The organism is Porphyromonas somerae (genome assembly GCF_022845615.1).
Taxonomy (GTDB): Bacteria; Bacteroidota; Bacteroidia; order Bacteroidales; family Porphyromonadaceae; genus Porphyromonas_A; species Porphyromonas_A somerae.
Map to the genome: position 1 here is coordinate 2,108,882 of NZ_AP025559.1, position 12,084 is coordinate 2,120,965.

General features: G+C 51.5%; 8 protein-coding genes. 3 read left to right on the forward strand and 5 right to left on the reverse strand.

What is annotated here, in order from left to right; translation table 11 throughout:
• Nucleotide 1: 1 nt before the first annotated feature.
• From nagB to MWL85_RS09060, 4 genes are all read right to left on the reverse strand, one after another.
• Complete coding sequence (nagB, locus tag MWL85_RS09045) at nucleotides 2-799, reverse strand: glucosamine-6-phosphate deaminase (protein WP_244400465.1); 798 nt, start codon at nucleotides 797-799, stop codon at nucleotides 2-4.
• Nucleotides 800-895: 96 nt separating this feature from the next.
• The gene (locus tag MWL85_RS09050; protein WP_021902964.1) at nucleotides 896-2,086 is read right to left on the reverse strand and encodes an FprA family A-type flavoprotein; all 1,191 of its coding nucleotides are present in this window, start codon (nucleotides 2,084-2,086) and stop codon (nucleotides 896-898) included.
• A gap of 40 nt (nucleotides 2,087-2,126) precedes the next feature.
• Nucleotides 2,127-2,987 (reverse strand): prolipoprotein diacylglyceryl transferase, encoded by an 861-nt coding sequence (gene lgt / locus MWL85_RS09055; protein WP_021902963.1) that lies wholly within the window; start codon nucleotides 2,985-2,987, stop codon nucleotides 2,127-2,129.
• Nucleotides 2,988-2,993: 6 nt separating this feature from the next.
• Complete coding sequence (locus MWL85_RS09060) at nucleotides 2,994-3,599, reverse strand: autotransporter outer membrane beta-barrel domain-containing protein (protein WP_244400466.1); 606 nt, start codon at nucleotides 3,597-3,599, stop codon at nucleotides 2,994-2,996.
• A gap of 292 nt (nucleotides 3,600-3,891) precedes the next feature.
• On the opposite strand from MWL85_RS09060, the gene MWL85_RS09065 reads away from it, so the two are divergent.
• The 3 genes from MWL85_RS09065 (at nucleotide 3,892) to MWL85_RS09075 (ending at nucleotide 9,755) form a co-directional block, all read left to right on the forward strand.
• On the forward strand, nucleotides 3,892-5,394 hold the full coding sequence (locus MWL85_RS09065; RefSeq protein WP_244400467.1) for a PepSY domain-containing protein: 1,503 nt from the start codon (nucleotides 3,892-3,894) through the stop codon (nucleotides 5,392-5,394).
• Between the two features lie 892 nt (nucleotides 5,395-6,286).
• Nucleotides 6,287-7,366, forward strand: a complete 1,080-nt coding sequence (locus tag MWL85_RS09070; RefSeq protein WP_244400468.1) for a 6-phosphofructokinase — start codon at nucleotides 6,287-6,289, stop codon at nucleotides 7,364-7,366.
• Between the two features lie 28 nt (nucleotides 7,367-7,394).
• Nucleotides 7,395-9,755, forward strand: coding sequence for a 4-alpha-glucanotransferase (locus MWL85_RS09075; RefSeq protein WP_244400469.1), 2,361 nt, complete (start codon nucleotides 7,395-7,397; stop codon nucleotides 9,753-9,755).
• On the opposite strand, the gene MWL85_RS09080 is transcribed toward MWL85_RS09075, so the two are convergent.
• Nucleotides 9,752-11,950 (reverse strand): heavy metal translocating P-type ATPase, encoded by a 2,199-nt coding sequence (locus tag MWL85_RS09080; RefSeq protein ID WP_244400470.1) that lies wholly within the window; start codon nucleotides 11,948-11,950, stop codon nucleotides 9,752-9,754. The two genes, MWL85_RS09075 and MWL85_RS09080, sit on opposite strands and share 4 nt — an antisense overlap.
• Nucleotides 11,951-12,084: the final 134 nt, after the last annotated feature.

Here is a 12,084-nt window from a genome sequence, read left to right on the forward strand (position 1 = left end):
CTTATAGTGCTAGATTGTCCTTCTCAATATCCTTAAAGTAGCGGTAGGTAGCCACACGTAGTTCGCCACAAGCTGCTTCGTCGCAAACAATGATACCGTGAGGGTGTAGCTGTAGAGCCGAGATGGTCCACATCTGGCTGATGCCGCCCTCTATTCCTTGTTTTAGTGCCGTTGCCTTCTTCTGTCCGTTGGCAAGGATCATCACCTCATTAGCATCCATAATGGTGACTACGCCCACGGTAAGAGCGGTCTTAGGCACTAGGTTGATATCATTATCGAAGAAACGAGAGTTGACCTCGATGGTATCCGAAGTGAGGGTCTTGATGCGGGTGCGTGACGAAAGTGAAGAGCCAGGCTCATTGAAAGCAATATGCCCATCCTCGCCGATGCCTCCGATAAAGAGGTCGATGCCACCGTAAGACTTGATCTTCTCCTCATACCGCTCGCACTCAGCCTGCAAATCAGAGGCATTGCCGTTGAGGATATTGGTGTTCTCCTTCTTGATATTGATATGGCTAAAGAAGTTGCTCCACATAAAGGTGTAGTAGCTCTGCTCGTGCTCCTTAGGAATACCGATATACTCATCCATATTGAAGGTCACCACATGCTCGAAGCTCACCTTGCCAGCCTTGTTCATCTCAATCAGCTCGTGATACATACCGAGTGGAGTAGAGCCGGTAGGGAGTCCTAGCACAAAGGGCTTATCGGCAGTAGGATGGGCATTATTGATACGCTCAGCCACGTGGCGTGCAGCCCACTTAGCCAGCAATTCTTTGTTCTCTTGGATAATTACTCTCATAACCTTTCTTTATTGTATAGTAAAAAATAGCGATGGAGTGCAGCGGTACCCCCTTCTAGGGCACGCTCCCTTCTCCATCGCTTCTGTATCAAAATATTATTTCAGCACCGCTTCGGCCATCACCCGACCTAGCTCCCATGCGGTTGCTTTATCCTCGGCTGAGGGAGCTTGGGAGAGCTTGATAGGGTCTGCCACCTTAGTCCACTTGCGAGCCTCAGCCCACTCCTCTAGTGGCTTGATGGTATTGGGGTTCCATGTGCCCGAACCAAAGACTGAATAGAGGCGGTCGGGGATATTGCGCTCTGCCAATTGGTAAAGCACATCTTGCACATTGGGCCACACTCCATTATTATAGGTAGGTGAACCGATGATGACACCCTTGTAGCGGAATACATCGGAGATCACCTGCGAAGCACTAGAGTAGCCCATGTGATGCAGCACCACACGATTGACCCCGTGTGCCCCTAGCGAACGACCGATCTCCTCGGCCAGCTCCTCCGTATTGCCATACATTGAGCCGTAGATCACCACTACCCCAGGCTCTGCCTCGTAGGTAGCCATCTGGCGGTAGAGCTCCAGGATCTCAGGGATATGCTTCCGCCATACCACCCCGTGGATAGGGGCAATCACCTCGATATCCAGCTTCAGTGCCTTATCCAGCGTCCGCTGCACAAAGCTACCGTACTTACCTACAATATTGGTATAGTATCTATGTGCCTCGGGCATATAGGTAGCGAGGTCATGCTGCTCATCCCAAAAGCCTCCATCAATCGCCCCAAAGGCACCAAAGGCATCGGCCGAGAAGAGGGTCTTTTCCTTGGCATCGTAGGTAAACATTACCTCGGGCCAGTGCACCATAGGAGCGAAGACAAACTGTAGCTCACGGCTACCGATATTGAGCGGAGTCTTTTCATCTACCTCCATAAACTTATCGGTGCATACGCCATACCCCTCGAGCATGGTCTTGGTCTTCTTATTGCCCACTAGAGTCACCTCGGGGTGCCGACGAAGCAGAAGACCGATCGAACCAGAGTGGTCGGGCTCCATATGCTGTACAATCAGGTAGTGCAGTGGCTCCCCATCCAAGGCACTATCTAGCTGCGAAAAGAAACGCTCCGAAAACTTTACATCTACGGTATCTAGCAGTACATTCTTCTCATCCTTGATGAGATAGTTATTGTACGCCATACCATGAGGAAGGGGGTAGAGATGCTCAAAGAGTGTCTGTGTTCTATCGTTTTGACCAAAGTAATAGGTCGAATCATTGATTTTGAGTTGATACTTCATATAGATAAAATAACTTTGCCTACACTAGGCAGGTAAATAACTACTTTTGGTATATGCTGTTGCCACCTCGGCGGTACTCCTTAATCGGCTGCTTGAAGCTATAGACAATCGAAGCTATCCCAATAATCACAAAGGGAATGCTGAGCCACTGGCCCATATTGAGGGTCATACTCTCCTCAAAGCCTACTTGATCGTTCTTCACAAACTCCACAAGGAAGCGCCCCACAAAGATCATCACCATCGCTACGCCAAAGATCAGCCCCTCCCGCTTCTGGGCATCACGCTTCCAGTAGAGCCACATGCAGACCGCAAAGACCAGTAGGTAGATCGCTGCTTCGTAGAGCTGGGTAGGGTGCGAAGGGGCGGAGAAGATAGGCTCTGCTCCTGCTTGCCACTGATGGATATTCTCAATAAAGCGGAAACCCCATGGCAGGTCGGTAGCATGGCCATAGATCTCGTGATTCATCAGGTTGCCGAGGCGAATCATCGCCGCCACTAAGCCCACTGGCACGCAGAGGCGGTCAAAGGTCCAAAGCATACTCTGGTGGCTCACCTTCTTGGAGTAGATCCAGATGGCGATCATGATGCCAATCACACCGCCATGGCTCGCCAGTCCCCCCTCCCACGTCTTGAGGATCTCAACGGGATTGGCCAGGTAATAGCTAGGTTCGTAAAAGAGGCAATGCCCTAGCCTCGCCCCTACAATGGTCGCAATCAGCACGTAAAAGACCAACTGATTGAAAGACTTCTCGGTGAGGTTTTCGTGCTTCCACATCTTGGAGAGAATGGTCCCACCAAAGACGATCAGTCCTACAGCAAAGAGCACGCCATACCAGCCAAGTCGCAAGCCCCCCGATTGGAAGATGATCGGATCAACCGTCCAAGTAACTACGCCAAGCATCGCTCGTTAGAATCGCTTACCGATGGAGAAAATCGTATTCCAATAGACATTTGGGGCGTCATTATTGAGAAGATTTCTGCCAGCAACAGCACCTAGCTCAAAGCTCCACGCCCCCTTGGTGATCCAGCGGTAACCAAGACCCACACCGAGACCAAACTGATTGGCTTTCGACTTCTCAGTGGTCATTATATGCTCAGGATCATTCACATTAAGGATACGATTAGAGACGTAGGTGTAATTGGTGTATGCCATATTACCCTCTACATAAAAGCCTCTGAGGGCATTACCACTGGTATTCTTATAGAAATGCCAACGCACGTAAGGAGAGATCTGGAAGTTGCCCAAGGTTTCATCTGCCTGATCGTTGTCGTTTTTAATATTGAAAGAGACCCTACCGCCCACCGATAAGTCGGTATTGATAGTGTAGTCGTAAGCCACCTCTGGGTGAAGCATCACAGTAGAGGTGATAAGATTGAGCTTCACCTCGTGAGGCTTCTCAGTAAGTAGCTTAAAGCCATTGTTGCCGTCATCGTAGCTAAGGCTAACGGTCTGTGCAGTAGCACCAAATGAGGCAAGCGCCACAACGGCAAGGGCAAGTATCCACTTTTTCATAACTTATGAATGTGATTGATATTAAACATCTAAACATTTACACCACAAATCTACTAAATTCCTACCACATTCCACTTCAATGGCGGTTATTTTACAGGGGCTACGCATCAGAAAGTTCTAACCGTATGTTTTTTAGCGGGGTGTCTATGAGTAAGACCTCGTGGGAGATCATTCATGGTAAGTCTCTTCTAATGTGTAACCCCCTCCAACGCAGGGTCGGAGTGGTAGTGGTCACATGAAAATTGTGTACCTTTGGAGAAAGATATTCATCATACCCATTTAATGTGTATATATGAAGCTACTGAGGTTTTTGCACAAATGGCTCGGCATATTTATGGCACCTTTGCTGGTGATGTGGTTTCTCACCGGCTTCTTTATGATCTTCTTTAAGGAGTATCCCCATGTAGAAAAAAAGCAAGCCTATGCTCTCTTGGACCCGATTGGGGCGATTGATTCTCTGCCAAACAGCACTCAGCTACTTGATTGGTACCAGACACATACCACTTCGGGTGCACAGTTAAGAAGAGTCTCACTAAAGCGAGAGGCGGGGAAAGCACAGCTCACTCTAGTGGGAAGTGAAGGAGAAGTGGCGATGGATCTTCTCACCGAGCAACCCCTGTCCGACACGCCACCAACACTCGAAGAAATAGCAACGAAAACAGCTAGAGTCACCGGCTATTCGCCAGCACAAGTTGATACTCTGCATCAGCTAACGCAGTGGTTGCCTTTTGCGTCACGTAGGGAGGACCTTCCTTTTATCAAAGTGTCGGTAGACGACCCCAAGTCCACCACCCTTTACTTCTCAGGAAAAAGCGGTCGGCTTCTACAGACTACCAATAGTAGCAACCGCTGGACCTCCTACATCAGTACTATTCCCCATTGGATTTACTTCTGGCAACTTCGGCAGCATGAAGAGCTTTGGCGCAACCTTTTTGTGGTACTCAGCATCATCGGTTGTGTGATGATTATTTCAGGACTGATCGTGGGGGTAGTCTGGACGGTCAAGAGTCGTCGCTCCTCCAAACGCCGCTGGTCGCCCTTTACTCTCAAGTCGGGGGCTTGGCTCTATTGGCACCATATTGCAGGGTTACTCTTTGGGCTAGTGGTGCTCTCCTGGATGTTTAGTGGGTGGATGACGGTACGACGATTGCCAAAATGGGTCGCTGGTTCTAACCCTAGGAGCGAACTCTTTGCTCTCTCTGAAAGCGGCACGATTGGTGCTGATGAGACACATCAGTTTGGGCAGATTCTTGCCCAATACCCCACAGCAAAGGAGATCACTTTCGCCCACTATATGGGGCGCCCATACTACCGAGTAGAGATGGGGGAGAAGATGGCAACATACCAAGTAGTTAATGGAGAGAAGGTCGCTCCATTGGCATTGAATAAAGACGAAGTACTGAGTTATCTACAAGGTCTTAGTCTAGGTATTGAGATAAAGACCGCACGAATCATGGAGCACTACGACGGGTACTATCTCCCGCAGCCAGGTGAAGGGAATTCGCTTCCTCTGCCTGTGGTAGAGGTGACCACGGCCGAGGGAAGCACACTATATGTGGCTATGATGGAGCCTACTGTAACGGTGCAAAATCGGGCGACACGACTCAATGATATTGTCTACCACAAGTTGCACTCCTATAAGTACGTGTGGGCATATCACCATCCTACGCTTAGGCTCTGCGTGATGTACTTTCTACTCACAGGGGGCCTTATCGTTAGTGTCACTGGATTGGTCAATGCTTGTCATGCCCTAAAGCGCACACTGAAGCGACGCTCTAAGACGCGCAAGAGATAGTCCTATATTTTTTGCTTCCTAGGTAGCTCAGAAGAGAGGAGTGCTTGCTTCAAAAAGAGGCCCTTGTAATCTACTGATCAACAACACTATATGAAGGCGAAAACTGAGTTGCAACTAAGCAATTGCTTTGTTGCAACTCGGCATTTGCTTAGTTGCAACTCGCCGATTGCTTAGTTGCATCTCAGTTTTTGGTCTCCTACGGGAGGGGTTGAGGAGGGGGGCAAGGTGCCTTATCGGACAAGTCGGACGGGTCGGAAGAGGGAGGTACAAGAAAAGGACCTCGGCAGAGGTCCTTGCTAAATAGGCACAGGTCAAGGCACGCAGTGCCGAAGACCTGTGTAAAAAGAGACACAAAATACCCTTACGACCCCGGTCAAGGGGTCGGACAACCCTATCTCTAGGTCTGACCCCTCAGCCGGGGTCAAGGAGGTATGGAATATGTTCTTACACACAGGTCGGAGGGGCAAAGCCCCTCCGACCTGTGCCTATTTATGAGGGACCTCTCCGAGGTCCTTACTCCCTTATCCTCAACAGCTTGTATATCATCATTCGTACAAAGGTCTCTTCTAAGTCTCTTCTACTACGTACCCCCTGGAGAGGAAACGGAAAGGTAAATGGCATTGAACTGGAGGAGTTTGCAACTAACTGTTATACAGGGAGGTATATTCCCGATCGACGAGACCCGGTCTAACCAATCGTTGAGACCCTGCCTCGGCAATTGTTGATATACTGTCTCTCGTTTCTATCTTATAGATCTATTCCTTTGATAGTGATCAACGCTTCCGTTGCGTTGGAGGGGTTACCCTATTTTGTTGGCTTGAGTAGAATCGTTTTATTTTTCCTATCTTTGTAAGGAGAAGGAAGTGAAATAACTATAGATATAACAACTACCATGAAACCAAAGAGAATCGGGATCCTCTCCTCGGGTGGCGACGCCCCTGGAATCAATGCCACCATACGTGCGGTGGCGAAAACAGCCATTCATGCACACGGCATGGAGGTACTGGGATTTATGGGCGGGTTTACCGGCATCACCACGAAGAATTATGTTGAGCTGAACATGATGAACCTCTCTAGTCTGCTCAGTATGGGAGGGACGATTCTGGGCTCCAGTAGAGACAAGGCTTTTCGTAAGGCGCTGCTAAAGCAAGATGAAGCGGTAGAGGAGCTAAAGAAGGCATGGAAGGAGCTGGGGCTCGATGCGATTGTCTGCATCGGTGGCAATGGCACACAAAAGACAGCTGCCGTGGTCTCGGAACTCGGTTTTAATGTGATTGGAGTGCCCAAGACGATTGATAACGATATCTATGGCACAGATATCACCTTTGGCTTTGACACCGCAGTGGGCATCGCTACGGAGCTAATTGACCGCATTCATAGCACCGCACAGAGCCACAATCGGGTGATTGTGGTGGAGGTGATGGGACACGAAGCAGGTTGGATCGCTCTCCACTCTGGTATGGCGAGTGGGGCGGATGTGATCTTGCTCCCTGAGCTAGGGTGCGACCTAGAGTTGGTGAAGGCGGCCATCCGCAAGCGCTATGAGGAGGGAAAGAACTATGCCATCATTGTGGTGGCAGAGGGGGTTGTCTTTGATGAGCAAAAGGAGCAGCCTGAGGCGGAGCGTGAGTCGGCTGGCCATTACCTCTCTCGTAAGCTACGCGAGGAGGCTGATATTGATAGCCGTGAGACGGTTCTGGGATATGTGCAGAGAGGAGGAGCCCCCTCTTCGTTTGACCGCAACCTTTGTACCAAGTTGGGCGGACACGCTTCGCAATTGATTGCCGATGGCGTCTTTGGTGTGATGGTGAGCATGCGGGCAGGAAAGGTGACGCATGTACCTCTTTCTATTGTTAGGGATAGGCTGAAGTTGGTTCAGGCCAATGACCCTCTAGTGGTGGAGGGGCGTCGGATGGACATCTCCTTTGGCGTCGACTTCTCTAAACTACGATTGACCACAGAGGAGAAGTAAGTTCTCTTTTTTACATACCATATTATATATGCCACAGATCAGCTTTGTGCTGCCTTACTATGCGGCTGACCCGATGGTGCAGATTTACTGGGTGGGGACGATCAATGGGGTGCCCACCGAGAAGCCACTCACGCCCGACAATGGTCGTGCTACGTGGCGACTACTGCTGGACCTTGATGAGACGACGTCGGTAGAATTGATTTACCACTACCGAATTGAGCGGGAGGGACTTTTGCAACGAGTAGAACCTCCAAGTTCGCCCCATACTCTTCGCCTATCTATCAATGGCGAGGGCAAGGCGGCGGTGCACGATTATTGGATGGAGGCGACTCCATGGCATCGCTATACAGAAGCTCCTTTGGCACATCTCTTAAGGGAGTGCAATCTGAGGAAGTATCGGATGCCTTCGTTCTCCACTACGTCGCGAGAGGCCTATTTGGTTCCCATCCATCGAGCTTATGATGGCGACCTCCTTTTGGTGGGTGCCGACCCTTCTGTCGGGGGGTGGAATGTGGAGGGAGGGATGCCTCTTACCCTTTGTCGGCACGGCTATCTACTCCAGTTCCCTAAGGCTATTGAGACGGAGTACAAGTTGGTCTGGAGGCGACCCGATGGGGAGGTTCTTTGGGAGAAAGGGGACAATCGATATTACCGCCCCTCGGAAACGGGGCATTTTACTCTGAGCCCGCTTCCGGAGCCTACCTTTGATGGCTTTGCAAAAGAGGAGCCATTGCCCCGCACCCTAACTGGTACAGCGGTGCCCCTCTTTTCACTACGAGGAAAGGCAACTCAGGGGATTGGTGACTTTTCGGCAGCGATTGAGTTGCTGGATTGGATGCAGAAGAGAGGGCAATCGGTGCTGCAGCTTCTACCGATCTACGATACCACTTTTAGCCATACAGATCGGGACTCATATCCCTATAGTGCGATAACTACATATGGATTGCACCCGATCTATATGGACTTGCAAGAGCTACCAGGTTATTTAACCGCACCTGAGCGCCCTCTATGGGAGCATAGGGCAAGGCTTTTGGATGCTCTTGATGCGGTGGACTATGTAGCGGTGTCACGATTTAAGGAGGAGGTAATCGAGCTACTCTTTGACCGATGGGCTCTGCAGAAGCGAAGTCGGGAGTATCTGAAGTTTATTGAGGAGGAGCAGTCGCAACTCCTACCCTACGCACTCTTTTGTGCGATACGCGACCTTTATCCGGAACGAGGTGTATCGCAGTATCCGCCCTATGGCGAGGTGTTGGCGGCGTGGCAGAAGGACAAGAGCTATCGTGGGTATCAGCTGGAGCGGTCGGTGGAGAAGTATCAATTTATCCAATACCATCTTTATCGACAATTGAGCGCTCTACGAGATGAAGCACATAAGCGGGGGATTATCATCAAGGGGGATCTTCCGATCGGGGTGTCGCGCGATAGTGTGGACGTTTGGGTGGCACCGCAACTCTTTTGCCTCGATAAAGAGGCGGGCTCACCGCCAGATGCCTTTTCGGCTACAGGGCAGGATTGGGGCTTTCCGACCTATCATTGGGAGGCGATGGCACGTAATGGCTATCAGTGGTGGCGGCAAAGGTTACAGACCATGTCACGGCACTTTGATGCCCTTCGTATTGATCATATCCTCGGCTTCTTCCGCATTTGGAGCATCCCAGTAGGGAGTGGCGATGCCGCTACTGGTTGGTATGTGCCAGCAAAGGGGTATACCGAGGAGCAGGTGCGTGGCTTGGAGTCTTTCTTCAATAAGGACGAAAGGGGAGCGTATCATCCGCCACTAGAGCCGGCAAGCTGCCAGAGCTTTGATGCCCTTTCGGAGGAGGAGCAGCAACGGCTACTCGGGCTCTCTTACAACTATTATTATAAGGAGAATGACGCCCTGTGGACCGCTACCGCCTTGGAGCGGCTCACGAGCATTCTTTCGGCGAGCGACCTATTGCTTTGTGCCGAGGATCTTGGGGTATTACCTCAATGTATCCATGAGGTACTGAGGGGGCTTGAAATCATTTCGCTAGAGGTATTGCGGATGCCGAAGCTACTCGGTCGCACGTTTGTGGAACCTGAGGATATCCCCCAGCTTTCACTGGTCACCACCTCAACGCACGATATGCCTTCGCTACGAGGTTGGTGGCAGACGCTCTCCAAGAAGGAGCGGAAGGCGTTGGCGGAGAGCTACCACTTTGAGGAGGATATCTCGCCTCGTGGCTTAGTGAATGCATTACTTCAGTCGCCCCGCTCTATCCTACTCGTTCTCCCGCTACAGGATTGGTTTGTCCTCACGGGATTTGGGTCGGAGGTACCACCCGAAGCGGAGCAGATCAATATTCCACAAGACCCACACCACGTCTGGAACTACCGCCTCCCAAAAGGCTACCTCACCGATTAACGCCTGAGGCGGAGGCTATTGAGCACCACGGTGACGGAGCTGAACGCCATCGCGGCAGCGGCAATCATCGGGCTAACAAAGAGGGCGGGGTAAAACAAGCCGGCAGCTATTGGCACCGCCAGCATGTTGTAGAAGAAGGCCCAGAAGAAGTTTTGGTGGATGATCCGACTGCTCCTTTTGGAGAGAGCGATCGCCTGCTCAAGGGCAAAGGGCGAGCCCGAGACAACGGTGAGCTGTGCCACCTCGGTAGCGATGTCGCTGCCACTAGCAATGGCGATGCTGAGGTCGGCGGCTGCCAAAGCGGGGGAGTCGTTGATGCCATCTCCCACCATGGCCACTACCTTTCCTTCCGACTGCAATTGCTCAATATAGCTCTTCTTATCGAGTGGCGAGAGCTCCCCTTTAGCCTTCTCAATGCCTGCTATCTTGGCAAAAGCCTCTACCCGACCTGTTTGGTCGCCCGAGAGCAGATGCACCGTCACCCCATGGCGGGTGGCAAGCTGAGCCATCGCTTCAGGCACCTCTTCCCGTATTTCATCCTCAATCACCAGCACCGCCAGTAGCTGATCATCTGTGGCATAATAGACCATCGTAGCGAAGGGATAGTCTCGCTCCAACGCCTCAATATCTACCGAATCCATCGGGCTATCGGACCAGACAAAGGCACGACTGCCGATGCGGTAATTCTCTCCATTATGGCAAAAGAAGAGCCCGTTGCCAGGTACCTCGGTGAGTGATTCGGGGGTGGCATCGCTGCCCATTGCACTGTAGGCGGCAATGATGGCGGCGCCTAGGGGGTGGCTACTCATCTGCTCGGCACGTACGAGGAGCGCTTCATTCTCGGGCGTTTTCGCCAGCCATTGAGCTGCCACGATGGTGGGGGTTCCTTTGGTCAGCGTCCCTGTTTTATCGTAAACTACGTCGGTTACCTTGCCCAATTGCTCTAGGGCGGTAGCATCCTTCACCAGCAAACCGAGGGAAGAAGCTTTGCCCATCGCCACGGTAATGGCTGTCGGGGTGGCCAATCCCAAGGCACAAGGGCAGGCGATCACCAGCACACTGATGGCGAAGTAGATGCCGTGTAACCACGGGGTTTCACCTCCACCCAATCCCCACGCCAATAGCGTTACCAAGGCGAGGAAAAGGATGGTAGGGACAAAGTAGCCCGCCACCTTATCGGCAATCCTTTGGATAGGAGCTTTGGTTGCTTGGGCATGGCGAACCGCTTCTACCACACGGCTCAAGAGCGTCTCTTCACCTACCTTTGTGGCGATAAAAGTAGTTGCTTTACCCACGGAAATACTCCCAGAGTAGACCTCTTCGCCCGCCACTTTAGTACGAGGCAAGGGTTCGCCAGTGATACTACTTTCATCAAAGGAACCCTCCGCTTCTAGCTTGCCATCCACTGGCACACTATCTCCGTGACGCAAGCGGATCCTATCACCCACCACCAGTTCGCTTAGGGGAAGTTCCAACCAAACCCCTTCTCGCTCCACCATCGCCGAGTCGGGTGCCAGTGCCATCAACTGCCGGAGGGCGGTATTGGTGCGTTGTTTCGCCCGCTCTTCTATATAGCGACCGATTAGCACAAAGGAGACGATCATCCCCACCACGTCGAAGTAACTATTGCCAAAGAGGTCGCCACTCTCCACCTCGCCGAGTGCCAAGTAGCGTACTAGGCTAAATAGATAGGCGGTGAGCGTACTCATACTGATAAGCGTATCCATCGTGAAGGAGGCGTGCCGTAGTTGCTTCCATGCCCGCAGATGGTAGTCGCCTGCCGACCAGAGGAGAATCACCGTGGCAATCACCGCATTGACCCTTAGCACCCACGCCGAGGAAATACCCCAATGCTCCCCATACATACCCACTACCATGGCGATGATAGCAAGCAGCACCGTAACGATCAACCGCCGTCTCAAAGCCTTCAATGCACGGCTCTCTCCCTTCTCTCGGATCGCTTCCCGCTCGCTCGCCTCAGCCTCTATCAGCATATCATACCCGATGCTTCGGACAATCCGTTGTAGCTCCTCGGGCGAAGTCACTTGGTCGTCATAAGTAACAAGTGTCCGCCCCTCCATCAGATTGACCGATACCTCCTGCACCCCACTTGCCTTGCGGAGTGCCTCTTCCACCGTAGCCACACACCCCGCACACATCATGCCGGTGACTGTAAACTGTCTCTCTATATTCATCTCTCTTTATTTTTTTGATTACGCTTGCAAGTTACTGATAATTCCCCGCAATCCATTTGCATTCTCATACTTCGTGATATTGAACAGACACAATAACAGTACTAGATTAACAGAATTGTATCGTCAATATTAAC